Annotated in this window: 25 protein-coding genes; 20 read left to right on the top strand and 5 right to left on the bottom strand. The window is 68.7% G+C overall.

The window, feature by feature from the left end; all coding sequences use genetic code 11:
• Positions 1 to 136 precede the first annotated feature (136 nt).
• Entirely contained in the window at positions 137 to 1,192 is a 1,056-nt protein-coding gene (locus AC1IQ6_RS02560; protein ID WP_102773537.1) for a LysR family transcriptional regulator, read from the bottom strand.
• A gap of 396 nt (positions 1,193 to 1,588) precedes the next feature.
• On the opposite strand from AC1IQ6_RS02560, the gene AC1IQ6_RS02555 reads away from it, so the two are divergent.
• The 6 genes from AC1IQ6_RS02555 to AC1IQ6_RS02530 all read left to right on the top strand — a co-directional run bounded on the left by AC1IQ6_RS02555 (position 1,589) and on the right by AC1IQ6_RS02530 (position 8,719).
• The gene (locus AC1IQ6_RS02555) at positions 1,589 to 2,782 is read left to right on the top strand and encodes an efflux RND transporter periplasmic adaptor subunit (protein WP_485865758.1); all 1,194 of its coding nucleotides are present in this window, start codon (positions 1,589 to 1,591) and stop codon (positions 2,780 to 2,782) included.
• 34 nt (positions 2,783 to 2,816) lie between these two features.
• Positions 2,817 to 6,032 (top strand): multidrug efflux RND transporter permease subunit, encoded by a 3,216-nt coding sequence (locus AC1IQ6_RS02550; protein WP_209164672.1) that lies wholly within the window; start codon positions 2,817 to 2,819, stop codon positions 6,030 to 6,032.
• Positions 6,033 to 6,053: 21 nt separating this feature from the next.
• A complete protein-coding gene (locus tag AC1IQ6_RS02545) occupies positions 6,054 to 7,532 on the top strand; it encodes an efflux transporter outer membrane subunit (protein ID WP_102773358.1) in 1,479 nt (492 codons plus the stop codon).
• 184 nt (positions 7,533 to 7,716) lie between these two features.
• Entirely contained in the window at positions 7,717 to 7,872 is a 156-nt protein-coding gene (locus AC1IQ6_RS02540; protein ID WP_210405797.1) for a helix-turn-helix domain-containing transcriptional regulator, read from the top strand.
• 150 nt (positions 7,873 to 8,022) lie between these two features.
• The gene (locus AC1IQ6_RS02535; RefSeq protein ID WP_209164675.1) at positions 8,023 to 8,340 is read left to right on the top strand and encodes a type II toxin-antitoxin system Phd/YefM family antitoxin; all 318 of its coding nucleotides are present in this window, start codon (positions 8,023 to 8,025) and stop codon (positions 8,338 to 8,340) included.
• Positions 8,333 to 8,719: a type II toxin-antitoxin system RelE/ParE family toxin gene (locus tag AC1IQ6_RS02530; RefSeq protein WP_479730898.1), complete on the top strand. Its 387-nt coding sequence runs from the start codon at positions 8,333 to 8,335 to the stop codon at positions 8,717 to 8,719. Before AC1IQ6_RS02535 ends, AC1IQ6_RS02530 begins: the two co-directional genes overlap by 8 nt.
• 26 nt (positions 8,720 to 8,745) lie before the next feature.
• Here the strand turns inward: AC1IQ6_RS02530 and AC1IQ6_RS02525 are convergent, their stop codons facing one another.
• Both AC1IQ6_RS02525 and AC1IQ6_RS02520 read right to left on the bottom strand, forming a co-directional pair.
• Positions 8,746 to 9,291 carry a hypothetical protein gene (locus AC1IQ6_RS02525; protein WP_485865757.1) on the bottom strand — a complete coding sequence of 182 codons (546 nt, stop codon included), beginning with the start codon at positions 9,289 to 9,291 and terminating at the stop codon, positions 8,746 to 8,748.
• Entirely contained in the window at positions 9,291 to 10,226 is a 936-nt protein-coding gene (locus AC1IQ6_RS02520) for a LysR substrate-binding domain-containing protein (protein ID WP_479730896.1), read from the bottom strand. The genes AC1IQ6_RS02525 and AC1IQ6_RS02520 overlap by 1 nt, the downstream gene beginning before the upstream one ends.
• 161 nt (positions 10,227 to 10,387) lie before the next feature.
• Between AC1IQ6_RS02520 and gtdA the strand changes: the two genes are divergently transcribed.
• The 14 genes from gtdA to AC1IQ6_RS02450 all read left to right on the top strand — a co-directional run bounded on the left by gtdA (position 10,388) and on the right by AC1IQ6_RS02450 (position 23,796).
• On the top strand, positions 10,388 to 11,440 hold the full coding sequence (gtdA, locus tag AC1IQ6_RS02515) for a gentisate 1,2-dioxygenase (RefSeq protein ID WP_111826021.1): 1,053 nt from the start codon (positions 10,388 to 10,390) through the stop codon (positions 11,438 to 11,440).
• 73 nt (positions 11,441 to 11,513) lie between these two features.
• Positions 11,514 to 12,212 carry a fumarylacetoacetate hydrolase family protein gene (locus AC1IQ6_RS02510; protein WP_102773354.1) on the top strand — a complete coding sequence of 233 codons (699 nt, stop codon included), beginning with the start codon at positions 11,514 to 11,516 and terminating at the stop codon, positions 12,210 to 12,212.
• A 2-nt stretch (positions 12,213 to 12,214) separates the two neighbouring features.
• Positions 12,215 to 13,474, top strand: coding sequence for a flavin-dependent oxidoreductase (locus AC1IQ6_RS02505; RefSeq protein ID WP_485865756.1), 1,260 nt, complete (start codon positions 12,215 to 12,217; stop codon positions 13,472 to 13,474).
• A 49-nt stretch (positions 13,475 to 13,523) separates the two neighbouring features.
• Positions 13,524 to 14,492: a tripartite tricarboxylate transporter substrate binding protein gene (locus AC1IQ6_RS02500; RefSeq protein WP_485865755.1), complete on the top strand. Its 969-nt coding sequence runs from the start codon at positions 13,524 to 13,526 to the stop codon at positions 14,490 to 14,492.
• A 52-nt stretch (positions 14,493 to 14,544) separates the two neighbouring features.
• The gene (gene maiA / locus AC1IQ6_RS02495; RefSeq protein ID WP_485865754.1) at positions 14,545 to 15,183 is read left to right on the top strand and encodes a maleylacetoacetate isomerase; all 639 of its coding nucleotides are present in this window, start codon (positions 14,545 to 14,547) and stop codon (positions 15,181 to 15,183) included.
• Positions 15,180 to 15,566: a chorismate mutase gene (locus AC1IQ6_RS02490; protein ID WP_111826022.1), complete on the top strand. Its 387-nt coding sequence runs from the start codon at positions 15,180 to 15,182 to the stop codon at positions 15,564 to 15,566. The genes maiA and AC1IQ6_RS02490 overlap by 4 nt, the downstream gene beginning before the upstream one ends.
• Entirely contained in the window at positions 15,559 to 16,572 is a 1,014-nt protein-coding gene (locus tag AC1IQ6_RS02485) for a Bug family tripartite tricarboxylate transporter substrate binding protein (RefSeq protein ID WP_485865753.1), read from the top strand. The genes AC1IQ6_RS02490 and AC1IQ6_RS02485 overlap by 8 nt, the downstream gene beginning before the upstream one ends.
• A gap of 39 nt (positions 16,573 to 16,611) precedes the next feature.
• Positions 16,612 to 17,964, top strand: a complete 1,353-nt coding sequence (locus tag AC1IQ6_RS02480; RefSeq protein ID WP_485865752.1) for an FAD-dependent oxidoreductase — start codon at positions 16,612 to 16,614, stop codon at positions 17,962 to 17,964.
• 18 nt (positions 17,965 to 17,982) lie between these two features.
• Positions 17,983 to 19,206 carry a 3-hydroxybenzoate 6-monooxygenase gene (locus AC1IQ6_RS02475; protein ID WP_102773347.1) on the top strand — a complete coding sequence of 408 codons (1,224 nt, stop codon included), beginning with the start codon at positions 17,983 to 17,985 and terminating at the stop codon, positions 19,204 to 19,206.
• A gap of 27 nt (positions 19,207 to 19,233) precedes the next feature.
• Positions 19,234 to 20,409 carry an ABC transporter substrate-binding protein gene (locus tag AC1IQ6_RS02470; protein WP_485865751.1) on the top strand — a complete coding sequence of 392 codons (1,176 nt, stop codon included), beginning with the start codon at positions 19,234 to 19,236 and terminating at the stop codon, positions 20,407 to 20,409.
• A 55-nt stretch (positions 20,410 to 20,464) separates the two neighbouring features.
• Entirely contained in the window at positions 20,465 to 21,379 is a 915-nt protein-coding gene (locus AC1IQ6_RS02465) for a branched-chain amino acid ABC transporter permease (protein WP_102773345.1), read from the top strand.
• 11 nt (positions 21,380 to 21,390) lie between these two features.
• Complete coding sequence (locus tag AC1IQ6_RS02460) at positions 21,391 to 22,359, top strand: branched-chain amino acid ABC transporter permease (RefSeq protein ID WP_102773344.1); 969 nt, start codon at positions 21,391 to 21,393, stop codon at positions 22,357 to 22,359.
• Complete coding sequence (locus tag AC1IQ6_RS02455; RefSeq protein WP_102773343.1) at positions 22,352 to 23,104, top strand: ABC transporter ATP-binding protein; 753 nt, start codon at positions 22,352 to 22,354, stop codon at positions 23,102 to 23,104. Before AC1IQ6_RS02460 ends, AC1IQ6_RS02455 begins: the two co-directional genes overlap by 8 nt.
• Complete coding sequence (locus AC1IQ6_RS02450; protein ID WP_111826028.1) at positions 23,104 to 23,796, top strand: ABC transporter ATP-binding protein; 693 nt, start codon at positions 23,104 to 23,106, stop codon at positions 23,794 to 23,796. Before AC1IQ6_RS02455 ends, AC1IQ6_RS02450 begins: the two co-directional genes overlap by 1 nt.
• A 177-nt stretch (positions 23,797 to 23,973) precedes the next feature.
• Here the strand turns inward: AC1IQ6_RS02450 and AC1IQ6_RS02445 are convergent, their stop codons facing one another.
• On the bottom strand, positions 23,974 to 24,987 hold the full coding sequence (locus tag AC1IQ6_RS02445) for a Bug family tripartite tricarboxylate transporter substrate binding protein (protein ID WP_102773341.1): 1,014 nt from the start codon (positions 24,985 to 24,987) through the stop codon (positions 23,974 to 23,976).
• 87 nt (positions 24,988 to 25,074) lie between these two features.
• Positions 25,075 to 25,929, bottom strand: coding sequence for an enoyl-CoA hydratase/isomerase family protein (locus tag AC1IQ6_RS02440; RefSeq protein WP_485865750.1), 855 nt, complete (start codon positions 25,927 to 25,929; stop codon positions 25,075 to 25,077).
• Between the last annotated feature and the right edge of the window lie 12 nt (positions 25,930 to 25,941).

Below are 25,941 nucleotides of genomic sequence, written 5' to 3'. Positions count from 1 at the left end.
GTAAGTTGTAAGGCTCAGACTGTCGGACTATACAGACGTTTCGTGCGATACGAGGGACACAATGCCTGTATTTACTACGGGGTTACCCGTGCATACCGGGGCGGAACCGGCCTGCGGCGCCGCCCCGCGCCCCCGTTTACAGGGCGTATTCCGCCGCTTCCTCGCGCGCGCTGCGGCGGCGCGCCGGCGTGGCCGGCAGGGGCGCGCCCATGGCGGCGATGGCCTGCGAGGCCTGGCCGCGCGCATAGATGCCGCAGTGGGCGGCGGCGGGATCGTTTTCGTCGCGGCCGCTCAGCAGCGGGCAGCCGGCGAACAGTTCCGCCACCCAGTCGGAAAACGCGCGCACCTTGGGCGAGAGCTGCCGGCTTTGCGGATACAGCACCGAAATCGCCGTGGCGCTGGGTTTCCATTGGGGCAGCACCTCGATCAGTTCGCCCGCCTGCAGGTGCGGCAGCGCCATGAAGCGCGGCACCTGGATCAGGCCGAAGCCCTTGAGCCCGCAATCCAGGTAGGCGCCGGATTCGTTCACGGCCACCACGCCCTTCATGTCGACTTCCTGGTGCTTGCCGTCCACGTTGAAGTCCCAGGCGCAGTTGCGTCCAGTGCGGCTGGAGAAGTAGTGCACCGCCTGGTGATCGCGCAGGGCTTCGATGGTCTGCGGCAGGCCGTGGCGCGCCACGTAGGCGGGCGCGGCGCAGGTGACGGTCTGCAGCGAACCGATGCGGCGCGCCACCAGGCTGGAGTCTTCCAGCTCGCCGCCGCGGATCACGCAGTCCACGGCCTCCTGCACCATGTCGACCGGCCGGTCGCTCAGGCCCAGCACCAGCTCCACGTCGGGGTACTTGTCGTGGAAATCGCACAATGCGGGAATCAGGATGAGCCGCCCGATGGCCGTGGGCACGTCGATGCGCAGCCGGCCCTTCAGGCGCAGCGCCGCTTCCTGGAAACAGGCCTCGGTTTCTTCCACGTCGGCCAGGATGCGCACGCAATGCTGGTAATAGCCGGCGCCGTCCGGCGTCAGGCCGATACGGCGCGTGGTGCGGTTGAGCAGGCGCACGCCCAGCAGGCGTTCGAGGTTCTGGATGATGGTGGTGACGGTGGTGCGCGGGAGCGAGAGGCTGTCGGCCGCCCGGGTGAAGCTGTTGGCGTCCACGACGCGCACAAACACCTGCATAGCCTGAAAGCGATCCATGGCGGCGGTGTCCTTGGGATAGACAAAAGGGGGTGCGTGCAGCATAACCCGATTTCGCCGCCGATTAGTCGTTTATGCCGACTAGTGTTGCCGAAACATACGGGTTTATCCGCTGTCGCAAAACACTCAGAATGCAAACCATCTTGAAGTGCCCTTGCCGCCCGGCTCCCCCGCCCGGCACCCCGTAAGGGCATGTCGCTCCTCAGTTTCCGGCCATCGCAATGACCGCCCTTCCCCGGGCGCCACTGCCTGGAAGACGCGACAGCGTCTCATGCTGCACCGCAGCATGGCTACCGGCTCCCGAGGGGCGGCATTGCCCAGGGAACGCCGCAAGCCGCCTCCCGTTCCGCAGGCGCCCGGCAGGCACTCCGCCCCGATACCACTTGAGGAAACACCATGCTTTCGCGTCATCGTATTGCTGTGCTCGCCGTTTTCGCAGCCGTCATCGCGGCCGGCGGCGGTTATGCCCTGTTCCGCGCCCCCGCGGGGGCCAACGCCGCCCAGGCCCAGGCCGCTCCCACGGCCACGCCGGTGGAGGTGGCCGAGGTCGTCAACAAGACCATCGTGGACTGGCAGCGCTATTCCGGCCGGCTCGAAGCCATCGACCGCGTCGACATCCGCCCGCTGGTATCCGGCACGCTGACCGCCGTGCACTTCCAGGACGGCAGCATCGTCAAGAAGGGCGACGTGCTGTTCACGATCGACCCGCGCCCCTACGAGGCCGAAGTCAACCGCGCCGCCGCCGCCCTGACCGCCGCCAAGGCCCGCGTCTCCTACACGGCCAGCGAACTAGCGCGCGGCCAGCGGCTGCTGGCCGACAACGCCATCGCCCGCCGCGACTTCGAGGAAAAGCAGAACGCCGCGCGCGAAGCCGCGGCCAATCTGCAGGGCGCGCAGGCGGCTTTGGACTACGCCAGGCTGAACCTGGGCTACACCCGCATCGAGGCGCCGGTCGACGGGCGCGTGTCGCGCGCCGAAGTCACGGTGGGCAACGTGGTGGCGGCCGGCGCCGCCTCGGTGCCGCTCACCACGCTGGTGTCGGTGTCCAAGATGTACGCCTCCTTCGACGTGGACGAGCAGACCTTCCTGCGCTACGTGAACCCGGTGCGCAACGGCGGCGGCGCCGTGCCCGTGGAGCTGGGCCTGGCCAACGAGGAAGGCTATTCGCGCAGCGGCGTGGTGCATTCGGTGGACAACCGCCTGGACGCCACCTCCGGCACCATCCGCGTGCGCGCCGAGTTCGACAACGCCGACGGCTCGCTGCTGCCGGGGCTGTACGCCCGCGTGCGCCTGGGCGGCAGCGAACCGCGCGAGGCCGTGCTGATCGACGAACGCGCCATCGGCACCGACCAGGACAAGCGCTACGTGCTGGTGCTGGACGACAAGAACCACGCCGTCTACCGCCAGGTCAGGCTGGGCGCCAACCAGGACGGCCTGCGCGTGGTCGATTCCGGCCTGGCCGCCGGCGAGCGCATCGTCGTCAACGGCCTGCAGCGCATCCGCCCGGGCGACGCCGTCACCCCCACCGTCGTCCCCATGAACGTGGCCCAGCGCAAGCCGGTCGCCACCGCCTCGGCCGCCCGCCAGTAAGCGGCCCGAACCATCAGGCGCAACGAGAACGTCCATGAATATCTCGAAATTCTTCATCGACCGGCCGATCTTCGCCGGCGTGCTGTCCGTCCTGGTGCTGCTGGCGGGCCTGCTGGCCATGTTCCAGCTGCCCATCTCCGAGTATCCGGAAGTGGTGCCGCCGTCGGTCGTGGTGCGCGCGCAGTACCCCGGCGCCAACCCCAAGGTCATCGCCGAGACCGTCGCCTCGCCGCTGGAGGAATCCATCAACGGCGTCGAGGACATGCTGTACATGCAGTCGCAGGCCAACAGCGACGGCAACCTGACGCTGACGGTCAACTTCAAGCTGGGCGTCGATCCCGACAAGGCCCAGCAACTGGTGCAGAACCGCGTGTCGCAGGCGCTGCCGCGCCTGCCGCCGGACGTGCAGCGCCTGGGCGTCACCACGGCCAAGAGCTCGCCCACGCTGACGCTGGTGGTGCACCTGATCTCGCCCAACGACCGCTATGACATCACCTATCTGCGCAACTACGCGATCCTGAACGTCAAGGACCGCCTGGCCCGCATCTCGGGCGTGGGCGAAGTGACGGTGTGGGGCTCGGGCAACTACTCCATGCGCGTCTGGCTGGACCCACAGAAAGTGGCCCAGCGCGGCATGACCGCCGGCGAGGTGGTGGCCGCCATCCGCGAACAGAACGTGCAGGTCGCCGCCGGCGTGATCGGCGCCTCGCCCACGCTGGGCGACGTGCCGCTGCAGCTCAACGTCAATGCGCGCGGCCGCCTGCAGACCGAGGACGAATTCCGCGACATCATCCTGAAGACCTCGCCGGACGGCGCCGTGACCTACCTGTCCGACGTCGCCCGCGTGGAGCTGGACGCCCAGGAATACGGCCTGCGCTCGCTGCTGGACAACAAGCAGGCCGTCGGCATGGGCATCATGCAGTCGCCCGGCGCCAACGCGCTGGACGTCTCCACCAAGGTGCGCGCGGCCATGGCCGAGCTGGCCCAGGACTTCCCGCCGGGCGTGGAATACCGCATCGAATACGACCCCACCCAGTTCGTCAGCGCCAGCATCGAGGCGGTGGTGCACACCCTGCTCGAAGCCATCGCGCTGGTGGTGCTGGTGGTGATCCTGTTCCTGCAGACCTGGCGCGCCTCCATCATCCCGCTGCTGGCCGTGCCGGTCTCCATCGTCGGCACCTTCGCGCTGCTGCTGATCTTCGGCTACTCGATCAACGCGCTGTCGCTGTTCGGCATGGTGCTGGCCATCGGCATCGTGGTCGACGACGCCATCGTGGTGGTCGAGAACGTGGAGCGCAACATCGCGGCCGGGCTCACGCCGCGCGAGGCGACCTACCGCGCCATGCGCGAAGTCAGCGGGCCCATCATCGCCATCGCGCTGACGCTGTGCGCGGTGTTCGTGCCGCTGGCCTTCATGACCGGCCTGACCGGGCAGTTCTACAAGCAGTTCGCCATGACCATCGCCATCTCGACGGTGATCTCGGCCTTCAACTCGCTGACGCTGTCGCCGGCGCTGTCGGCCATCCTGCTCAAGGGCCACCACGAGAAGCCCGACTGGCTGACCCGCGGCATGAACCGCGTGTTCGGCCGCTTCTTCGACTGGTTCAACCGCATGTTCGGCCGCGCCTCCGAATCCTACGGCACCGGCGTGGCCGGCGTGATCCGGCGCAAGGCCGGCGCGATGGGCGTGTACGCCGTGCTGGTGGCCGCCACCATCGGCGTCTCGTACCTGGTGCCGGGCGGCTTCGTGCCCGCGCAGGACAAGCAGTACCTGATCGGCTTCACGCAGCTGCCCAACGGCGCCTCGCTGGACCGCACCGACGCGGTGATCCGGCGCATGAGCGACATCGCCCTGAAAGAGCCCGGCGTACAGAGCGCGATCGCCTTTCCCGGCCTGTCGATCAACGGCTTCACCAACAGCTCCAGCGCCGGCATCGTGTTCGTGATGCTCAAGCCCTTCAACGAGCGCAAGAGCGCCGCGCTGTCGGGCGACGCGATCGCGGCCTCGCTGAACCAGAAGTTCGCGGCCATCCAGGATTCCTTCATCGCGGTGTTCCCGCCGCCGCCGGTGATGGGCCTGGGCACGCTGGGCGGCTTCAAGTTCCAGATCGAGGACCGCGGCGCCGCCGGCTACGCCGAATTGGACAAGGCCAAGGCCGCCTTCCTGGCCAAGGCGCGCCAGACGCCCGAGCTCGGCCCGGCCTTCTCCAGCTACGAGATCAACGTGCCGCAGCTCGACGTGGACCTGGACCGCGTCAAGGCCAAGCAGCTGGGCGTGCCCGTGACCGAAGTGTTCGACACCATGCAGATCTACCTGGGCTCGATGTACGTCAACGACTTCAACCGCTTCGGGCGCGTGTTCCAGGTGCGCGCGCAGGCCGACGCGCCGTTCCGCGCGCACGCCGACGACATCCTGCAGCTCAAGACCCGCAACAACGCCGGCGACATGGTGCCGCTCTCGTCGCTGGTCACGGTCAAGCAGACCTTCGGCCCCGAAATGGTGGTGCGCTACAACGGCTACACCGCCGCCGACATCAACGGCGGCCCGGCGCCCGGCTACTCGTCCGACCAGGCGCAGGCCGCGGCCGAGCGCGTGGCCGCCGAGACCCTGCCGCGCGGCATGAAGATGGAATGGACCGACCTGACCTACCAGCAGATCCTGGCGGGCAACGCCGGCCTGTGGGTGTTCCCGATCAGCGTGCTGCTGGTGTTCCTGGTGCTGGCCGCGCTGTACGAAAGCCTGACGCTGCCGCTGGCCGTGATCCTGATCGTGCCCATGAGCATCCTGGCCGCGCTGACCGGCGTCTACCTGACCGGCAACGACAACAACATCTTCACGCAGATCGGCCTGATGGTGCTGGTGGGGCTGTCGGCCAAGAACGCGATCCTGATCGTGGAATTCGCGCGCGAACTGGAGATGAACGGCCGCGGTCCGCTGGAAGCCGCCATCGAGGCCAGCCGGCTGCGCCTGCGCCCCATCCTGATGACCTCCATCGCGTTCATCATGGGCGTGGTGCCGCTGGTGCTGTCCTCCGGCGCCGGCTCGGAAATGCGCCACGCCATGGGCGTCGCGGTGTTCTTCGGCATGCTGGGCGTGACGCTGTTCGGCCTGTTCCTGACGCCGGTGTTCTACGTGCTGCTGCGCACGCTGGGCGGCAAGCCGCTGCACTCGGCCGCGCCGCACGAGGCCCCCGTCTGCGTGCCGCACCTGGACCCGCAAGCGCCGCCCGCTCCGCAGCCCCACGCCTGAGTTCTCAAGAGATTAGCCATCATGATCCAAAGACTGACCCGCGGTTCCGCCCTGCTTGCCCTCCTGCTCGCGCTGGCCGGCTGCGCGGTGGGCCCGACCTACGAGCGGCCCTCGGCCGCCGTGCCCGCGGCCTACAAGGAAGCCGCCCTGCCCGCCTCCGAGGCCGGCACCTGGAAACCCGCCGAGCCCTCGGAAGAGGCGCTGCGCGGCGCCTGGTGGAAGGTATTCAACGACGAAGGCCTGAACCAGCTGGAAGAAGAAGCCCAGCGCGCCAACCAGAACCTGCAGGCCGCCGCCGCGCGCCTGACCCAGGCGCGCGCGCTGCAGCGCGAAGCCCGCTCGGGCTTTTTCCCCACGCTGGACGCCGCCTTCGGCCCCAACCGCCAGCGTCCCTCGGCCGTCTCGCAAGGCCTGCCGGACGGCGCCGACACCAGTCCGGTGACCACCTGGCGCGCCCAGGGCATGGTCTCTTACGAGGCCGACCTGTTCGGCCGCGTGGCCTCGACCTACGACGCCGCCAGCGCTGACGCCCAGCAAAGCGAAGCGCTGTACCGCTCGGTGCTGCTGGCGCTGCAGGCCGACGTCGCCACCACCTACTTCCTGGTGCGCGAACAGGACGCCGAATCGCAGCTCTACCGCCAGACCGTCAAGCTGCGCATGGACACGCTGCAACTGATCCAGCGCCGCTACGACGCCGGCGACATCAGCGAACTGGACCTGGCCCGCGCCAAGACCGAACTGGCCAGCGCGCAATCGGAAGCGCTCGGCATCGAACGCCGCCGCGCCGCGTCCGAGCATGCGCTGGCGGTGCTACTGGGCCGCGCGCCGTCGGAATTCACCATGCCGCCGCAGCCGATCCAGAAAGTGGCGCTGTCCATCCCGGCCGGCCTGCCGTCGGCCCTGCTTGAGCGGCGCCCCGACATCGCCGCCGCCGAACGCGCGATGGCGGCCGCCAACGCCCGCGTCGGCGCGGCCAAGTCGGCGTTCTTCCCGCGCCTGGACATCACCGGCGCCTTCGGCTATGAGTCCTCGGAACTGGGCAACCTCTTCCAGTGGTCCAGCCGCACCTTCCTGCTCGGCCCGCTGGTCGGCGCCGCGCTGTCCATGCCGATCTTCGACGGCGGACGCCGCCAGGCCGGCCTGGACCGCGCCCGCGCCGTCTACGAGGAAGACGTCGCCAGCTATCGCCAGACCGTGCTCAACGCCTTCCGCGAAGTGGAAGACAACCTGGCCAACCTGCGCATCCTGGCCGACCAGACCCGCGCCCAGGACGCCGCCGTCGAATCCGCCGCGCGCGCCGCCCGGCTCTCGCACACCCAGTACCGCGAAGGCTCCATCAGCTACCTCGACGTGATCGAAGCCGACCGCAGCGTGCTGCTGCAACAGCGCGTGGCGGTGCAGCTCAGCGGCGAACAGGCGCGCTCGGCGGTAGGCCTGATCCGCGCCATCGGCGGCGGCTGGGACAACCCCGTGCCGCCGGACCAGGTGGCGGCGAAGTAGGCGCGAGCGGTCGGTCCGGGTCGAAAACCAGCAGTCCCTTTCTGGCAAGACGATCCAGGTCTTTTTTAGCAAGCACCTTTATCCGACCGATTCGTCATCGCCTGGCTGTGACCCGGCTAAATATGACCGCCAAACACTGCCCGGTTGAGGCAACATCGGATTTTGCAGACATGGAGAGCGCAGCATGACTGAAACATTCACTGAATTCGATCCCGCCGACTACCTCGCCAGTCCGGAGGCCATTGTGGAATTCCTAACGGACGCCCTGGAAACAGGCGACGCCGGCTATATCGACAAGGCCATCGGTGTGGTCGCGCGCGCCCAAGGCTTGCCGTCATGAAGGCGCTGGGAATCGACATGGCCGTGCGCCCGCAGGGCATTTGAAACCCAGTCCGGGTCGCGCAAACGGCGCCGGGACGGGTTTCCCACAGGAAGGACTCAAGGTAAAATTCTGCACAGAATTCTGTAAACACTGCTCAAGAGGTGGATCATGGCCTTTTCTGCTCGCGATGTGGTGCCATTCACCCAGGCCCGCGCCAATCTGTCCGAGTTGGCAGAGCAGGCCAAGGCGGGCGCCGAGAAAATCATCACCAAGAACGGCGAAAGCTACGTCGCGCTAATCGACTCCGACCGACTGGACTACTACCACCGGTTGGAGCGCGAGCGTATCCACCTGCTAATGATCGAAGATGCCAAGCGCGGTTTGGCGGATATTGAGGCAGGACGCACGCACGAAGCTGACACCGCCATAGCTCGCCTTCAGCAGCGCCGCGCCGAAACCGGCAAAGCGGCTAAAAAGCGTGGCTGAAAAGGCTTACCGGGTCGAACTGACCACAAGCTTCCTGGAGCGGCTGGAAAGCATAGAAGCATTCCTGGTCGATGCAGATGCCGCATTTGCATTCGATCACTTGCTCAACGAACTTCGCACCACGGTCATCCCAAACCTTGCGCGATTTCCGCGCGTCGGTCGGCGTTATCTGGACAATCCACCTCAGTCCGCCGAAGCGCTGGCTCAACTTGCTGCCTTACCGATGGGCGCCGCAGATGCGCTACGCGAATACCTGCATGGCGACTACCTGCTGCTTTACGCATGCGTCGAGGCCGATGCCACGGCGTACCTGCTGTCCATTCGTCACCATCGCCAGCTTTCCTTCGATTTCGCCCGGCTGTGGCCAAGCTCGACCTGACCGCCCGACACGTTCCCGCACTACCCTTACCGCCGCCGCTCCAGATAACGCCGCGCCATCTGGTACCCGACGAACACATAAAAGCCGTTGCAATTCAGCACCAGCCAGGCGCCCAGTCCGCCCAGCAGCGCCACCACCGGGCCGACCGCGTGCATGTCGCCCTGCATCCAGGCGATCACGCCCAGCAGACCGACGACGATCAGGCCCAGGGCCAGCCGCCTGAGCAGCACCAGGCCGTATGCGTAGCCGCCCATGAACGAGACCACGCCGATCGCCAGGGCCAGCGCCATACCGGCACAGACCAGCACCAGCGCGAAGGCCGCCAGCGCCGATCCTGCGCCATGCAGCAGCAGGTCCAGCAGCCCGATCCCCACGCCCAGCCCGCCGGTCATCACCAGCACCGCCAGCGCCAGCGGCGACCACATGCCCGGCGGCGCGCGGTAGGCGTCCATGGCCTCGACGAAGCGGTGCATCGCGGCCGAGGCGGCCGGGTCTTCGCGTCCGGACAAGGCAGCCTCCAGCCTGCGGCATTGCGCGATCAGCGCGTTCAGGCCCGCGGCCGGGCGGTCCATCACACCCTCGCCGCGCCCGAAGCGTGTTCCGCGACGGTATTGCGCAGCGCGGCCATGGCCTGCTGCACCGCGAGCGGGCGGAACTGGTCCTCGCGCCAGTACATCGCCACCGAGCCGAAGCCGGACAGCCGCACCGGAATGACGCGCATGGCCCGCATCTGCGTGAACCGCAGCGCGGCGCGATGCGAGGCCACGCCTATCATGTCGCTGTTGTTGATGAGGGTGAGGTTGACGGTCACCGAATTGGATTCCACGTGATCGGGCGGCGGCGCCTGCCCCGCCGCCGCCAGCGCCGCGTCCACGGCGTTGCGGATCGGCGTGCCCTTGGGCCAGAGTATCCAGCGATACGAAAGCAGGTCCTGCCAGGACGGCTGCTCGATCGAGAACAGCGGATGGCGCGGCCGCGCCACCAGGTGGATGGGCTCCAGGTACAGGGCCTCGAAGCGGATGGCGGGGTCGTGGTATTCGGGCGCGGAGCGGCCCACCACGATGTCCAGGTCGCCCTGCGCCAGCTGGCCCAGCAGCAGGTCGGTGGTGCCCTCGACCAGTTTGACGCGCGCCTGCGGCATGCGCTCCAGCAGTTTCAGGACCGCCAGCGGCACGGTGTCCGAGGCCGATGCGCCGGACGCGCCGATCACCACCCGGCCGCCGCCGCCTTCGCGCAGCGCAGCCATGTCCGCGCTGGCGCGGTCGAGCTGGGCCTCGACCCGCTGCGCGTGCGCGATCAGCACGTCGCCGTGCGGCGTCGGCCGCAGGCCGCGGGCGTGGCGTTCGAACAGCGGCAGCCCGATGTCGTCTTCCAGATCCTTCAGCCACTTGGACAGGCCCGGCTGCGTGGTGTTGAGCATCGCGGCCGAGTGGCTGATGTTACGGGTCTGGGCCAGGCTGAGCAGCATTTTCAGATTGCGCAGGCGCAATCGATGGGTCCAGTCCATACAGGCCCTCGTTTGTCTCGGTATGTATATTCTTCTTTGTATGGATAATAAGATAAATTCATTTCAAAACACATAGCTGCCTTGCGCATAATCGTTTCCATATAAGGACACAGCCGCCACACGAGCGGCCCGGCGCCAGCCGGATATTCCGGAGACGAGACATGCAAGACGGCCGCCTTCCCGCCGCCGATCGCGCCGCGTATTACGCGCGCATCGCCAAGAAGAACATGGCTCCCCTGTGGGAGTCGCTGCACAACCTGGTGCCGCGCGAACCCGCGCCGCGCTGCGTGCCGGCGATCTGGAAATACGATGAAGTGCGCGACGACGTCATGGCCTCGGGCTCGCTCATCAGCGCCGAGGAAGCGGTGCGGCGCGTGCTGATCCTGGAAAACCCCGGCCTGCCCGGCCAGGCCAGCATCACGCAAAGCCTGTACGCCGGCCTGCAGCTGATCCTGCCCGGCGAAATCGCGCCCAGCCACCGCCACACGCAATCGGCGCTGCGCTTCATCGTCGAAGGCCGCGGGGCCTACACGGCCGTCAATGGCGAACGCACCACCATGCACCCGGGCGACTTCATCATCACGCCCTCCTGGACCTGGCACGACCACGGCAACGCCGAGACCGCCGAGGGCGGCGAGCCGGTGGTGTGGCTGGACGGCCTGGACATCCCGCTGCTGCGCTTCCTGGACGCGGGCTTCGCCGAGAACTACCCCGCCGCCACCCAGCCCGTGACCCGCCCCGAAGGCGACAGCATGGCGCGCTACGGCCACAACATGATGCCGGTGCGCCACCAGGCCGCCGGCGGCACCTCGCCCATCTTCAACTATCCCTACGAGCGCAGCCGCGAGGCGCTGGACCAGCTCTACCGCCACGGCGAGCTCGACCCCTGGGACGGCGTGAAGCTGCGCTACCTGAATCCGGCCACCGGCGGCTATCCGATGCCGACGATGGCGACCTTCATGCAGCTGCTGCCGGCCGGCTTCCAGGGCAAGCCCTACCGCAGCACCGATTCCACCGTCTATAGCGTGGTCGAGGGCCGCGGCACCGCCCGCATCGGCGAGCAGGAGTTCCACTTCGGTCCGCGCGACGTGTTCGTCGCGCCGTCGTGGGCGCCGGTGGAGCTGGCCGCGCTGGAAGACGCCACGCTCTTCAGCTACTCCGACCGTCCGGTGCAGGACGCGCTGGGCGTCTGGCGCGAAGCCCGCAACGGCTGAGATTTTCCTCGCCGCCGCGCCCGGCGCGCCGGCGGCGGCCTTCCCGTATCCGTATCCATTCCTTGGGTGATCCATGTCTTACGTCTTCGATCCCGCCGCTCCCGTCGCCGTGCCCGTGGCCGGCAGCGACCAGCGCTTCCCGGTGCGCCGCGTCTATTGCGTGGGCCGCAACTACGCCGCCCACGCCCGCGAAATGGGCTTCGATCCCGACCGCGAACCGCCGTTCTTCTTCTGCAAGCCGGCCGACGCCGTGGTGCCGGTGGCCGAAGGCAGCACGCTCACGCTGCCCTACCCGCCCGAGACCGCCAACTTCCACTATGAGATCGAACTGGTGGCGGCCATCGGCCGCGGCGGCGCGGACATCCCGGTCGAACAGGCGCTCGAACACGTCTGGGGCTATGCCGTGGGCCTGGACATGACGCGCCGCGACCTGCAGATGAAAATGCGCGAAGCCGGCCGCCCCTGGGAACTGGGCAAGGCCTTCGACCAGAGCGGCCCCATCGGCCCGCTGCACCCCGCCGCCTCGGTGCCCGACATCGGCCGCGCCGCCATCTGGCTGCAGGTCAACGGCGCCGACAAGCAGCGCAGCGACATCGGCAAGCTGATCTGGTCGGTCGCCGAAACGGTCTCCTATCTTTCCCGCTACTTCCGCCTGGAGCCCGGCGACCTGATCTACACGGGCACGCCCGAGGGCGTGGGCCCGGTGGTGCGCGGCGACCGCATGGTCGGCGGCGTCGACGGCTTGGGCACGCTCAGCGTGCAGGTGGCGTAGCCATGAAAACAGATACCGATGTGGTCATCATCGGTGCCGGGGTCGGCGGCCTGGTCCTGGCGCTGAGCCTGCACCAGGCCGGCATCGCCTGCCGCGTCTATGAGGCGGTGCGCGAAATCAGGCCCTTGGGCGTGGGCATCAATCTGCTGCCCCACGCCACGCGCGAGCTGGACGAACTGGGCCTGCTGCCCGTGCTCGACCGCATCGCCGTGCGCACGCGTGAATCGGTGTTCTACACGCGGCATGGGCAATTCATCTACAGCGAGCCCGCCGGCATCGACGCCGGCTATGACTGGCCGCAATATTCCATCCACCGCGGCGATCTGCAAATGGCGCTGCTGGGCGCCGTGCGCGAGCGCCTGGGCCACGACAGCGTGGTCGTCGATGCGCGCTGCACCGGCGTGGAACAGGACGCCGATTCCGTCACGGCGCGCTTCCAGGACAACGACGGCAATGCCCTGCCCCCGGTGCGCGGCCGCATCGCGGTGGGTTGCGACGGCATCCACTCGGCCCTGCGCAAGCAGCTTTATCCGCAGGAAGGCGCCCCGCGCTATTCCGGCGTGAACATGTGGCGCGGCACCACGCGCTGCAAGCCCTTTCTGTCCGGCGCCAGCATGGTGCGCGCCGGCTGGCTGTCCACCGGCAAGATGGTGATCTATCCGATCCGCGACAACATCGACGCGGCGGGCAACCAGCTGGTGAACTGGGTGGCCGAGATCGAGGCTGCCGAACCCGCCGTGCGCGACTGGAACCGCAGCGGCCGGCTGGAAGATTTTTTCCCGGCTTTCGCCGACTGGCATTTCGACTGGCTGGACGTCGCGCGCCTGATCCAGGACGCCGACTCGATCCTGGAATATCCGATGGTGGACCAGGACCCGCTGCCCACCTGGACGCGCGGCCGCATGACCCTGCTCGGCGACGCCGCCCACCCCATGGTGCCGCGCGGCTCCAATGGCGCCGGCCAGGCCGTGGTCGACGCCCGCTACCTGACCGGCCAGCTCAAGCGCGTCGGCCTGGAGCCCGAAGCCTTGCAGCACTACGACCGTGTCCGCGTCGAGGCCACCACCCGGGTCGTGCTGACCAACCGCAGCAACCCGCCCGACGCGATCCTGCGCGAAGTCCACCTGCGTTCGGCGGACCGGCCCTACGCCAGGATCGAAGACGTCATCGGCCACGAAGAACTGGAAGGAATATCGCGCCGCTACAAGGAGGTGGCGGGCTTCGACCCGGCCGCGCTGAAAGCGCGGCCTCCCTACGTGTAGTACGCGCCCCAAGCCGGCGCCCGACCGGCCGAAAGAATGGAGACGAACCATGCGCAAGCTCATACGCATCCTGGCCACGGCGGCATTCGCTTTCGGCTGCGCCGCCGGCCACGCCGCATCCTGGCCTGAGCGCCCGGTCACGCTGATCGTGCCCTTCACGCCGGGCACCGGCATCGACCTGATCGCCCGCCAGCTGGCCGCCAGCCTGCCGCGGACGCTGGGCCAGCCGGTCGTGGTCGAAAACCTGGCGGGCGCCAGCGGCAACATCGGCACCGAAAAAGCGGCGCGCGCCGCCCCCGACGGCTACACCTTCCTGGTGACGGTGAACACGTTTGTCATGAACAGCAGCCTCTACAAGGGCAAGCTGCGGTTCGACCCGCTGAAGGATTTCGCGCCCGTGGGCCTGACATCCTGGGGCTCCCTGCTGCTGGTGACGCATCCTTCCAATCCCGCCAACACGGTTGCCGACGTGGTCCAGGCAGCCAAGGCCGCGCCCGGCAAGCTCAGCTACGGAACGCCGGGCGTGGGCACGCCCCATCACCTGTCGATGGCGCTGTTCCTGGACCGCACCGGCGCCGCCATGCTGCACGTCCCCTACAAGGGCACCTCGGGCGCGGTCACCGACATGCTCGGCGGCCGGCTGGACTATATGTTCCTGCCAGTGCACGTGGCGCTGCCGCAGGTGCAGGCCGGGAAGCTCAAAGTGATCGCCACCGGCAGCCCCAGGCGCCTGCCGCAGCTGCCCGACACGCCCATCCTGACCGAGGCCGGCCTGCAAGGCGCGGACGTGGACATGTGGTACGGCGTGCTGGCGCCCCGGGGCACGCCGGCGGCCATCCTCGACCGCATGAACCGCGAGATCAACGGCATCCTCAAGACACCGGCCACCGCCGCCGCATTCGATGCGCAGGGCATGGTCCCCGCCACCTCGACCCCAGCCGAGTTCGGCGCCCTGATCGCCCGCGACGCCAAACGCTGGGACGACGTCGTCGCCCGAACCGGAATCACCGCGCAATAGCGGCGCGGGCCCCGATCCTTCCACGGACCACCCACTCGACCCTACCCATCCCATGCAACTCCACAGCTTCTTCAACAGCTCCACCTCCTACCGCGTGCGCATCGCGCTGGCGCTCAAGGGGCTGCCCTACGACTACCTGGCCGTGAACCTGCGCAAGCTGGAACAGCGCGGCGCCGACTACGTGGCCCTGAATCCTTCGGCCGGCGTGCCGCTGCTGGTCGACGGCGAGTTCCGGCTGTCGCAGTCGCTGGCCATCATCGACTACCTGGACGCCAAGCATCCCGAGCCGCGCCTGATCCCGGCCGACACCGTGCAGCGCGCGCGCGTGCTGGAGCTGTCCGACGCCATCTCCTGCGACATCCATCCCGTCAACAACATGCGCATCCTGCGCTATCTGAAGGACGTGCTGGGCGCGACCGAGGAGCAGAGGAACGACTGGTACCGGCACTGGATCGCCGAAGGCCTGGGCGCCGTGGAGGCGCTGCTGGCCCGCCACGGCCACGGCGCGTACTGCTTCGGCGATGCGCCGACGCTGGCCGACTGCTGCCTGGTGCCGCAGGTGGCGAACGCCCAGCGCATGGGCTGCGACCTGTCGCCCTACCCGCGCGTGCTGCGCGTCCACGAACACTGCAACGCGCAGCCGGCCTTCCAGCAGGCCGCGCCGGCGCGCCAACCGGACTACATCCAGTGACGAACCGGGAACCCGACGCCCAGGGCGCGCCGCTGCGCGCCTACACCGATCCCGCCTACCGGCCGCTGTGCGCCACGCTGGCCGAGGTGCGCGCCAACATCGACCGGCTGGACGAGGAGATCGTGAAGCTGATCGCCGAACGCGCCATGTACGTCAAGGACGCCGCGCGCTTCAAGCGCGACGCCTTCCAGGTCAGCGCGCCGGCCCGCCAGGCCCAGGTCTACGACAAGGCGCGACGGCTGGCCGTGACGCACAACCGGGGCTTCGCCAATCTGGAACAGGTGGTCGACGCCACCTACCGCGCGATGGTCGCCGCCTTCATCGCCAACGAGCAGACGTACTTCGACACCATGCAAGACCTGGGAGGAGACACCCATGCCTGAGTTCTCGACGCCGGCCGCCCCCGCCCTGCCCGTGCGCCGCATCGCCCGCCGCGCGCTGGCGCTTGCGCTTGCCGCCCTGGGGCCGCTGGCCGCGGCGCATGCGCAAACCTGGCCGGCCCAGCCGCTTAAGGCCATCGTGCCGTTCGGCCCGGGCTCCAGCCCCGACCAGGTGGCCCGCATCGTCGGCGAGAAGGCCGGCGCCATTCTGGGCCAGGCCATCGTCATCGAGAACAAGCCGGGCGCCAGCGGCAACATCGGCACCTACGCCATCGCCAACGCCAAGCCCGACGGCTACACCTTCGGCGTGTCCATCACGGGGCCGCTGGTCAACAACACGCTGCTTTTCGACAAGCTGCCCTACGCGCCGGCCACCGACCTGTCGCCGCTCACGCTGGCGGTGCACCAGCCCAACGTGCTGGTGGTGCCCGCCGCGGCCGGCATCGGCAGCGTGGGCCAGCTGCTGCAGGCGCTCAAGCAGAACCCCGACAAGTACAACTTTCCGTCGCCGGGCGCGGGCACGGTTTCGCACCTGGCCGTGGAACTGATGCTGCAGCAAATCGGCGCGCGCGCCACCCACGTTCCCTATCCGTCCTCGCCGGCCGCGCTCAGTTCGCTGCTGTCGGGCGATACGCAATTCGCCGCGCTGCCGCCCATCGCCGTCATGCCCATGGTGAAGGACGGCCGCCTGAAGGCGCTGGCCGTCACCTCCTCCAAACGCTCGGCCCTGCTGCCCGACATCCCGACGCTGGCCGAGGCCGGCGTGCCGGACATCGAAGGCTCGGCGTGGATCGGTTTCGTGATCTCGTCCAGGACGCCCGCCGACGTGCGCAAGAAGCTGTCCGACGCCCTGATCCAGGCAGTGCGCGACCCTGAAGTCGCCAAGCGGCTGCAGGCCCAGTTCATGGACCCGGTGGGCGACACGCCGGCCGAATTCCGCGCCTATATGGACGATGAGCTCAATCGCTGGGCGCCGCTGATCCGCAAGCTCGGCATCAAGGCGCAGTAAGGCGACGGACGCGCCGCCGGCCCCCGCAAGGAGAACCAGATGGTCATCACCGAACCCGCCCGCCAGACCCCGCTGTACGGCGAATTCGACGTCGTCGTGCTGGGCGGCGGACCGGCCGGCCTGCTGGCCGCCGCCAGCGCGGCGCGCAACGGCGCCCGCGTGCTGCTGGCGGAGCGCTACGGATTTCTCGGCGGCATGGGCACGGCCGCCGGCGTGTCGAATTTCTGCGGGCTGCACGCCAATGTCCGCGGCGACATCCGCCAGGTCGTGCACGGCATGACCGACGAGCTGCTCGACCGCATGCGCGCCATGGACGGCCTGAACGACCCGCATCTCATCCTCGGCAAGATCCACGCCCAGGCCTACGACATCTCGGCCTTCAAATGCGCCGCCGACGACATGGTCCAGGCCAGCGGCGCGCAGGTGCTGTTCCATGCCCTGGCCACGGGGCTGTCGCGCGGCGAGGACGGGCGGGCCGATGCGCTGTTCCTGGAAACCAAGTCGGGGCGCTGCGCGGTGCGGGCCCGCATCTTCATCGATTGCTCCGGCGACGCCGAGATCGCGCGCTGGGCCGGCCTGCCTTTCGAAAAGGGCGATGAGCACGGCCGCATGCTTTATCCCACGCTGATGTTCAAGGTCGGCAACGTGGACGGCGCGCGCGCCCAGGAGGCGTGGAAAACCATTCCGCAGCTGATGGACCAGGCCGCCGCCAGCGGCGAGTTCACGTTTCCGCGCCGCGGCGCCATCGTGCGGCCGCAAAAGCACGACTATGAATGGCGCGTCAACGTCACCCAGCTGGCCAACGCCGACGGCAGCGCGGCCGACGGCACCGACGCCGACTCGCTGTCGGCCGGCGAGCTGGAAGGCCGCCGCCAGATCGTGCAGTACCTCGCGTTCCTGCGCGCCAAAGTGCCCGGCTTCGAGCAGGCCTATGTGCTGGACATCGCGCCCCAGCTCGGCATCCGCGAAACGCGCCGGCTCGTGGGCGCCGCGGTGCTGAGCAAGGACGACGTGCTGGGCTGCGCCGACTTCGAGGACAGCATCGGCGTCAACGGCTGGCCGCTGGAAATGCATACCGCCGGCGACGTGCAGTGGCTGTGGCCGCCCATTCCGCAATCGCGCGGCTACAACCAGCTGCCGTTTCGCATGCTGGTGCCGCGCCCCGGCCCGGACGTGGCGGACAACGTGCTGGTGGCCGGGCGCTGCGCCTCCATGACGCACGAAGGCCAATCCGCCGCGCGCGTGAGCGGCAGCTGTTTCGTGATGGGCGAAGCGGCGGGCACCGCCGCGGCGATGGCGCTGCGCGCCGGCGTCGCGCCGGCCGATATATCCATTTCCGCCCTGCAGGCCCAGCTGCGGCAGCAAGGCGCCTTCCTGGGCGGCCAGGACTGAACGGAGCGCAAGCCGAACATGAACGCAAGCAATAACCCTCAAGCCACCGGACAATCCGTCATCGTCGTCGGCGGCGGCATCGGCGGCCTGGCCGCCGCGCTGGCGCTGACCCGCCAGGGCGTCGCGGTGCAGCTGCTGGAGCAGGCCGCCCATATCGGCGAGATCGGCGCCGGCATCCAGCTCGGCCCCAATGCCTTCGCGGCGCTGGACGCGCTGGGCGTGGGCGCGGCGGCGCGCGGACGCGCCGTGTTCACCGACCACATCATCATGATGGACGCGGTCGATGCCCACGAAGTGGTGCGCATCGACACCGGCGAGGCGTTCCGCGAGCGCTTCGGCGGCCCCTACGCCGTCATCCACCGCGCCGACATCCATCTGTCGATACTGGAGGCGGTGCAGCAGAATCCGCTGATCCGCTTTCGCACCTCCACCCAGATCGCCGCGATGTCGCAGGACGGCAAGGGCGTGGAAGTGACGGACACCGAAGGCAACCGCTACCGCGCCGACGCGCTGGTGGGCGCCGACGGCGTGAAGTCCGTGATCCGCGAACACATGGTGGGCGACCCGGCCCGCGTGACCGGCCACGTCGTCTACCGCGCCGTGGTCGAGCGCGAGAACATGCCCGAAGAGCTGCGCATCAACGCGCCGGTGCTGTGGGCCGGCCCGCACTGCCACCTGGTGCACTACCCCTTGCGCGGCGGGCTGCAATACAACCTGGTGGTCACCTTCCACAGCCGCGAACAGGAGCAATGGGGCGTGCGCGAGGGCAGCAAGGAAGAGGTGCTGTCCTACTTCGAGGGCATCCATCCGCGCCCGCGCCAGATGCTGGACCGCCCCACCTCCTGGAAACGCTGGGCCACCGCCGACCGCGAGCCCGTGGAACGCTGGGGCCAGGGACGCGCCACGCTGCTGGGCGACGCCGCCCACCCCATGACCCAGTACATGGCCCAGGGCGCCTGCATGGCGCTGGAGGACGCGGTGACGCTGGGCGAGGCCGTGCGCCGATGCGGCCACGACCTGCAAGCCGCCTTCCGCCTCTACGAGTCGGTCCGCATCCCGCGCAGCGCGCGCGTGGTGTGGTCCACCCGCGAGATGGGCAGGCTCTATCACGCGCGGGGCGTCGAACGCACCGTGCGCAACATGCTGTGGACCGGCCGCAGCCAGTCCCAGTTCTACGACGCGTTGCAGTGGCTGTACGGATGGAAAGTGGAAAACTGCCTCGCGGGGAATACGGCGCAGTAAACACAAAAACAGACTCAGGAGACAACCATGAAAAAGACCTTAGGCGGCGCAGCCGCCGCCTTCGCGCTGGCGCTGTCCTCGTTCGCCGCCTCCGCGCAGCCCAAGCCGGTGGAGATCGGCTTCATCGGCACGCTGTCCACGCCGGCCGGCTACATCGGCGAGGACGAGCGCGACGCCTTCATGCTGGCCATCAAGGAAGGCGGCGGCAAGCTGGGCGGCGTGCCGGTCGACCTGCGCGTGGAGGACGATGCGCTCAAGCCCGCCAACGCCAAGCAGATCGCCGACAAGATGGTGCAAAGCGGCGTGCGCCTGTTCACCGGCATCAATTTCTCGAACGTGATGGCGGCGGTCGGCCCCACCGTGCTGAACGCCGGCGCCTTCTACGTCAGCCTCAACGCCGGCCCGTCGAACTACGCCGGCAAGGCCTGCAACCCGAACTACTTCTCGGTGGCCTTCCAGAACGACTCCTACGCCGACACCGCGGGCATCGCGGCCAATGAGCTGGGCGCCAAGCGGGTGGTCATCATGGCGCCCAACTACCAGGCCGGACGCGACGCGGTAGCCGGCTTCAAGCGCACCTACAAGGGCGAGATCGCCGACGAGATCTACACCAAGCTGGAACAGGCCGACTTCTCGGTGGAGCTGGCGCGCATCCGCTCGCTCAAGCCCGACGCCATCTTCCAGTTCCATCCGGGCGGCGCGGGCATCAACCTGACCAAGCAGTTCGCCAATTCCGGACTGGCCGGCCAGATCAAGATGATCACGCCGATCTACTCCATGGACGACCGCATGCTGGCCGCCACCGGCAACGCCGGCGCGGGCTTCTACCTCAGCTCGCTGTGGAGCGCCGACCTGGACAATCCGCAGAACAGGCACTTCGTCGAAGCCTTCACCAAGGCCTACAACCGCGCACCCACGGCCTACGCCGCGCAGGCCTACGACACCGCCAACCTGATCGGCTCGGCGCTGAAGGCCGTGGACGGCGACGTCGCCGGCCGCGCCGACGACTTCCGCGCCGCGCTGCGCCGCGCCGACTTCCCCAGCGTGCGCGGCAAGTTCAAGTTCGGGCCCAACCAGCATCCGGTCCAGGACTGGTATCTGCTGCACATCGAAGCCGGGCCGGACGGCAAGCTGACCTACAAGAACCTCAAGGTCATCGCCCGCGACCACACCGACGTGCACGCGGCGCAATGCAAGATGTAGGCCAGGACGGGGGCCGGCAGCGGCCGGCCCCCGCCCCGCTCCACAAGGAGTTTCCATGCTGATGTTCCTGGAGCAGGTCTTGAACGGCCTGCAATACAGCGCCTTGCTGTTCCTGTTGTCGGCGGGCTTGACGCTGGTGTTCGGCATCATGAACGTCATCAACCTCACGCACGGCTCGTTCTACATGGTGGGCGCGTTCTGCGCGGCCAGCGCCGCGGCCGCCACCGGCTCGTTCGCCGCGGCGCTGCTGGCCGCGCTCGCCGGCGCGGCCCTGTACGGCCTGGTGGTCGAGCTGCTGGTGATCCGCCACCTGTACCGCCGCGACCACCTGGACCAGGTGCTGGCCACGCTGGGCCTGACGCTGTTCACCAACGAGCTGGTCACGGTGCTGTTCGGCCGCAGCCCGCCCTTCATGGACATCCCGCCGTTCCTGTCGGGGTCGGTGGCGCTGCTGCCGGGCCTGAACTATCCGGTGATGCGGCTGGCCTTCATCGGCGCCGGCGTGCTGGTGGCGATCGGGCTGTGGCTGCTGATCTCGCGCACCCGCGTCGGCATGCTGGTGCGCGCCGGCGCCGACGACGGCGAGATGGTCGACGCGCTGGGCGTGAACATCCAGCGCCTGTTCACGCTGATCTTCACGCTGGGCGCCCTGCTGTGCGGCTTCGCCGGCGTCATGGCCGCGCCCCTGCTGGCGGTGGAGATCGGCATGGGCGAACGCATCCTGATCACGACCTTCGTGGTCATCGTGGTGGGCGGCGTGGGCTCGGTGCGCGGCGCGCTGGCGGGCTCGCTCATGATCGGCATGACCGACGCGCTGGGACGCGCCTACATCCCGTTCTGGATGTCGCGGCTGCTGCCGCCCGAGCTGTCCGATTCCGCCAGCTCCAGCCTGGTGTCGGCCAGCATCTACATCCTGATGGCCATCGTGCTGCTGTTCAAGCCGCGCGGGCTGGTGCCCGCCCAGCGTTAGGAACGAAACCCATGACTCGAAAAATGATCGTCAACACGATCGGGTTCCTGCTGTTCGCCCTGGTGCCGGCCATCGCGTCGGCCACGGGCGAGACCTTCCTGGTCAACCTGATGACCCGCTTTCTCATCTACGCCATCGCCGCGGTCAGCCTGGACCTGATCCTGGGCTACGGCGCCATGGTCAGCTTCGGCCACGCCGCCTTCTTCGGCCTGGGCGGCTACGTGATCGGCATCGTCGGCTTTCACATGAGCCAGGGCGATACGCTGTTCGGCTGGAGCGGCAGCGAAGCCGCGCTGGTGATGTGGCCGCTGGCCGTCGCGGCCGCGGCGCTGGCCGGGCTGGTGGTGGGATTCCTGTCGCTGCGCACCTCGGGCGTGCAGTTCATCATGATCACGCTGGCGTTCGGGCAGATGCTGTATTTCATCCTCGTGGGCCTGATGGTCTACGGCGGCGACGACGGCCTGTCGATCGACGCGCGCAATACCCTGCCCGGGCTGGACATGAACCATCCCGCCACGTTCTACTACGTCTGCCTGGCGCTCCTGACGGCCTGGGTGCTGGCCTGCCGGCGCATCGTCGATTCGCCTTTCGGCATGGCGCTGCAGAGCATCAGGCAGAACCCGCGGCGCAGCGTCGGCCTGGGCCTGGCGCCGCTGCGCTACCGCCTCACCGCCTTCGTGCTGTCGGCCGCCGGCACCGGCCTGGCCGGCGCGCTGTGGGCCAACTACGCGCTCTTCGTCAGTCCGGACATGGCCGCGTGGCAGAAATCCGGCGAACTGATGGCCATGGTCATCCTGGGCGGCATGGGCTCGATCTTCGGGCCGGTGCTGGGCGTGGCCGTGTACCTGGGGCTGGAGCAGGTCGCCACGGCCTGGACCGAGCACTGGATGCTGATCCTGGGCCCGGTGCTGGTGCTGGTGGTGCTGTTCGGCAAGCGCGGCGTGTACGGCTGGCTGGCGGGAGGCAAGCATCATGGCTGAGCAACCCAAACTCGAGATCCGCGACCTGCAGAAGCGCTTCGGCGCCGTGCACGCCACGCAGGGCGTCAACCTGGCCGTGCGGCCGGGCGAACTGCATGCGCTGATCGGCCCCAACGGCGCGGGCAAGACCACGCTGCTGTCGCAGATCAGCGGCGAGATCCTGCCCGACGCCGGCAGCATCCTGCTCGACGGCCACGACATCACCCGCATGCCGGCGCACAAGCGGCCGGCCGCCGGGCTGGCCCGTTCCTTCCAGATCAGCCAGCTCTATCCCGACTTCAGCGCCGAGGACAACGTCGCCATGGCGGTGCAGGCGCACAGCCCTGGCGGCTTCAATCTTTGGAAGAACGCGCGCCGCCTGCCGCCGCTGCGCGAGCCCGCGCGCCAGGCGCTGGAACGCGTCGGCCTGGGCGGACGCGGCGACGTGCGCGTCTCGGCGCTGGCCCACGGCGAGAAACGCCAGCTGGAGCTGGCGATGGCGCTGTCCCTGAACGCGTCGGTGCTGCTCCTGGACGAGCCCATGGCCGGCATGGGCGCGGAGGAATCGCAGCGCATGACCGCGCTGCTGCGGGAACTCAAGGGCCGCTACGCCATCCTGCTGGTGGAGCACGACATGGACGCGGTCTTCGCGCTGGCCGACCGCATCACCGTGCTGGTCTACGGCAAGACGATCTTCACCGGCACGCCGGACGAGGTGCGCCGCCACCCCGACGTGCGCGCCGCCTATCTGGGCGAGGAGGAATGATGCTGCAAATCCAGGCATTGCAGGCCGGCTACGGCGCAAGCAAAGTGCTGTTCGGCGTGGACCTCGAGATCGCGCCGCGCCAGGTCGTGTCCCTGATCGGCCGCAACGGCATGGGCAAGACCACCACGGTCAAGACCCTCATGGGCATGCTGCCGGCCCAGGACGGCGCCATCCTGCTCGACGGCAAGCCCATCGCCGGCCTGCCCCCGCACCGCATCGCGCAGCTGGGCATCGGCCTGGTTCCCGAAGGCCGCCGCGTTTTCGGTTCGCTGTCGGTGGAGGAAAACCTGGTCGCCACCGCCCGCAATACCCGCGCGGGCTGGCACGTGGAACGCGTATTCGAGCTGTTCCCGCGCCTGAAGGAACGCCGCGCGCAGTCGGCCCGCACCCTGTCCGGCGGCGAACAGCAGATGCTGGCCGTGGGCCGCGCGCTGCTCATCAACCCGCGCCTGCTGGTGCTGGACGAAGCCACCGAGGGGCTGGCGCCGCTGATCCGCCAGGAAATCTGGAACTGCCTGCGCCGCCTGAAAGAGGAAGGCCAGACCATCCTGGTGATCGACAAGAACCTGAAGGAAATGGCCACGCTGGTCGACCGCCACCACGTGCTGGAAAAAGGCCGCGTGGTCTGGCAGGGCAGCCCCGCGGAACTCGCCGCGCAGCCGGAGCTGGCGCAGCGGTATCTGGGGGTGTAGTCGTGGCGGCGTCCGATGGGTTTCGCGCGCGCTGCATTCGGGTTCTTGCCCAAGGGATCTCGCGCTACACCCATCCTACGTCAGGGGGGCCGAAGGCGTAGGATGGGTGTAGCGCGGCAAGCCGCCGGCAAAAACGCCGACGCGAATCGCGCGAAACCCATCAGCTCCCCCCCGCGCTCAGTTCAGGCTGGCGCCCGAGATCTTCACGATCTCCTGGTACTTCGCCTTCTCGCTCTTGACGAAGGCGGCGAACGCCTCGGGCGTCATCGGGCCGGCTTCCGAGCCCATCGTCAGCAGGCGCTGCTTGACGTCGGGCTGCTGCATCGCTTCGGCGTAGGCCTGGTTCAGCTTGGCGACCACCGGGGCGGGCGTGCCGCCCGTGGTGAACACGCCGAACCAGGTGCCCAGGTCGAAGCCCTTGACGCCCGATTCCTCCACCGTCGGCACGTCGGCCAGCAGCGAGGAACGCTGGGCCGTGGTGACGGCCAGCGCCTTGACCTTGCCGTCCTTGATCAGCGGCGCCGAGGCCGCCAGGTTGTCGAACATGAAGTCCGACTGGCCCGACAGCAGCGCCAGCTGGGCCGGGGCCGCGCCCTGGTAGGGAATGTGCTCGACCTTGATGCCGGCGCGCGCCTTCAGCAGCTCGCCCGACAGGTGGCCGGCGCTGCCGTTGCCGCCCGAGCCGTAGTTCAGCTTGCCGGGATTCTGCTTGGCGTAGGCGATCAGGTCGGACAGTTTTTCGATCTTGTTCTTCTGGGCGAACTCCAGGTTCATCACCAGCACGTTGGGCACCGAGGCCACGATGGTGACGGGCGCGAAGTCCTTCACCGGGTCGTACGGCAGGTTGGCGAACAGCCAGGGGTTGATCGCGTGGGTCGCGACCGCGCCCATCACCAGCGTATAGCCGTCGGCCGGCGCCTTGGCCACCAGGTCGGCGCCGATATTGCCGCCCGCGCCCGAGCGATTCTCGACGATGACGGGCTGGCCCAGCGAGCCGCGCACCTTCTCGGCCAGCATGCGGGCCATGGTGTCCAGCGGACCGCCGGGCGGATAGGGCACGACGAAGCGCAGCGGCTTGGTCGGGAAGTCGGCGGCGGCGCCGGCGGGCGCGCAGAAAGGCAGGGTCGCGGCCAGCGCCACGGCGCCTTGCAGCAGGGCGCGGCGCATCGCGCTGCGGGGGGTGGGCTTCATTGATTGTTCTCCTCGCTCTGGAATGATTGCGGTCAGTAGCATACTCCAGGCCGCGGAGATGGTAACAAAGCAATACCGTCGAAAGCGTCAGGAAACCGACGGCGCCGCGTCCCAATCCGGCCGCCGCCTGGCCTTGGCCGCCGCGATTCCCTCGATCGCCTCGCTGCGCAGCTGGCTGGCGAAACACCGCGACGCCGAATCCAGATAGGCGCCCAGTTCTTCCTCGTGCCAGCGCTGCTGGCCAAACAGTCCCCGCAGCATCCGCTTGGTCTGCCCGGCGGCGCGGGGCGCGGCGTCCACGCAGCGCCGCAGCATGCCGGCCACGCCCTCCTCCCAGTCCTGCCCGGCATCGAAAACGTAGTCGAGCAGGCCGATGGCGCGCGCCGCATCGGCGTCGATGCGCTCGCCGGTCAGCATCATCCGGCGGGCCGCCTGCACGCCGATGCGGGCCGCGACGAACGGCAGGATCTGCGCCGGCACCAGGCCGATCGAGACTTCGGGAAAGCCGAAGCGCGCCCCGCGCAAGCCGGCGGCGATATCGGCGGCGCAGACCAGGCCCGCGCCGCCGCCCATGGCCGCCCCCTGCGCCAGCACCACGGTGATCTTGGAGCAGCCGGCGAAGCGTTCCAGGAAGCGTCCATAGCGCCGGTTGCCCAGCGCCACCGGGTCCTGTCCGTCGGCGTCGGGACGCGCGGCGATCCGGTCCGCGACGTTGCCCAGGTTGCCGCCAGCGCTGAACGCCGGCCCCGCCGCGCCGATCGCCACGACCCTCACGGCCGGGTCGGCTTCGGCCTGGCCGAGCGCGTCCTCCAGCCGCTCGACCATTTCGCCGCCCAGCGGATTGCGCGTCTCGGGCCGGTTCAGGGTCAGGTGGAAAACCGCGCCGTCGCGCCGGGTGACCAGCGGCGCGTCGGCCGCCCCGTTAGATTGCGCCAGGTTCATGTGTACGGCTCC

Source organism: Achromobacter sp. MUI-25009338, from assembly GCF_057359325.1.
Note: the sequence above shows the minus strand (reverse complement) of the source record. Positions and strands in the feature narration are given on the sequence as shown.

Excerpts from the sequence above, each read along its gene's own strand:
- AC1IQ6_RS02560 (WP_102773537.1), bottom strand. The coding sequence starts at position 1,192 with ATGGATCGCTTTCAGGCTATGCAGGTGTTTGTGCGCGTCGTGGACGCC.
- AC1IQ6_RS02555 (WP_485865758.1), top strand. The coding sequence starts at position 1,589 with ATGCTTTCGCGTCATCGTATTGCTGTGCTCGCCGTTTTCGCAGCCGTC.
- AC1IQ6_RS02550 (WP_209164672.1), top strand. The coding sequence starts at position 2,817 with ATGAATATCTCGAAATTCTTCATCGACCGGCCGATCTTCGCCGGCGTG.
- AC1IQ6_RS02545 (WP_102773358.1), top strand. The coding sequence starts at position 6,054 with ATGATCCAAAGACTGACCCGCGGTTCCGCCCTGCTTGCCCTCCTGCTC.
- AC1IQ6_RS02540 (WP_210405797.1), top strand. The coding sequence starts at position 7,717 with ATGACTGAAACATTCACTGAATTCGATCCCGCCGACTACCTCGCCAGT.
- AC1IQ6_RS02535 (WP_209164675.1), top strand. The coding sequence starts at position 8,023 with ATGGCCTTTTCTGCTCGCGATGTGGTGCCATTCACCCAGGCCCGCGCC.
- AC1IQ6_RS02525 (WP_485865757.1), bottom strand. The coding sequence starts at position 9,291 with ATGGACCGCCCGGCCGCGGGCCTGAACGCGCTGATCGCGCAATGCCGC.
- AC1IQ6_RS02520 (WP_479730896.1), bottom strand. The coding sequence starts at position 10,226 with ATGGACTGGACCCATCGATTGCGCCTGCGCAATCTGAAAATGCTGCTC.
- gtdA (WP_111826021.1), top strand. The coding sequence starts at position 10,388 with ATGCAAGACGGCCGCCTTCCCGCCGCCGATCGCGCCGCGTATTACGCG.
- AC1IQ6_RS02510 (WP_102773354.1), top strand. The coding sequence starts at position 11,514 with ATGTCTTACGTCTTCGATCCCGCCGCTCCCGTCGCCGTGCCCGTGGCC.
- AC1IQ6_RS02505 (WP_485865756.1), top strand. The coding sequence starts at position 12,215 with ATGAAAACAGATACCGATGTGGTCATCATCGGTGCCGGGGTCGGCGGC.
- AC1IQ6_RS02500 (WP_485865755.1), top strand. The coding sequence starts at position 13,524 with ATGCGCAAGCTCATACGCATCCTGGCCACGGCGGCATTCGCTTTCGGC.
- maiA (WP_485865754.1), top strand. The coding sequence starts at position 14,545 with ATGCAACTCCACAGCTTCTTCAACAGCTCCACCTCCTACCGCGTGCGC.
- AC1IQ6_RS02485 (WP_485865753.1), top strand. The coding sequence starts at position 15,559 with ATGCCTGAGTTCTCGACGCCGGCCGCCCCCGCCCTGCCCGTGCGCCGC.
- AC1IQ6_RS02480 (WP_485865752.1), top strand. The coding sequence starts at position 16,612 with ATGGTCATCACCGAACCCGCCCGCCAGACCCCGCTGTACGGCGAATTC.
- AC1IQ6_RS02475 (WP_102773347.1), top strand. The coding sequence starts at position 17,983 with ATGAACGCAAGCAATAACCCTCAAGCCACCGGACAATCCGTCATCGTC.
- AC1IQ6_RS02470 (WP_485865751.1), top strand. The coding sequence starts at position 19,234 with ATGAAAAAGACCTTAGGCGGCGCAGCCGCCGCCTTCGCGCTGGCGCTG.
- AC1IQ6_RS02465 (WP_102773345.1), top strand. The coding sequence starts at position 20,465 with ATGCTGATGTTCCTGGAGCAGGTCTTGAACGGCCTGCAATACAGCGCC.
- AC1IQ6_RS02460 (WP_102773344.1), top strand. The coding sequence starts at position 21,391 with ATGACTCGAAAAATGATCGTCAACACGATCGGGTTCCTGCTGTTCGCC.
- AC1IQ6_RS02455 (WP_102773343.1), top strand. The coding sequence starts at position 22,352 with ATGGCTGAGCAACCCAAACTCGAGATCCGCGACCTGCAGAAGCGCTTC.
- AC1IQ6_RS02450 (WP_111826028.1), top strand. The coding sequence starts at position 23,104 with ATGCTGCAAATCCAGGCATTGCAGGCCGGCTACGGCGCAAGCAAAGTG.
- AC1IQ6_RS02445 (WP_102773341.1), bottom strand. The coding sequence starts at position 24,987 with ATGAAGCCCACCCCCCGCAGCGCGATGCGCCGCGCCCTGCTGCAAGGC.
- AC1IQ6_RS02440 (WP_485865750.1), bottom strand. The coding sequence starts at position 25,929 with ATGAACCTGGCGCAATCTAACGGGGCGGCCGACGCGCCGCTGGTCACC.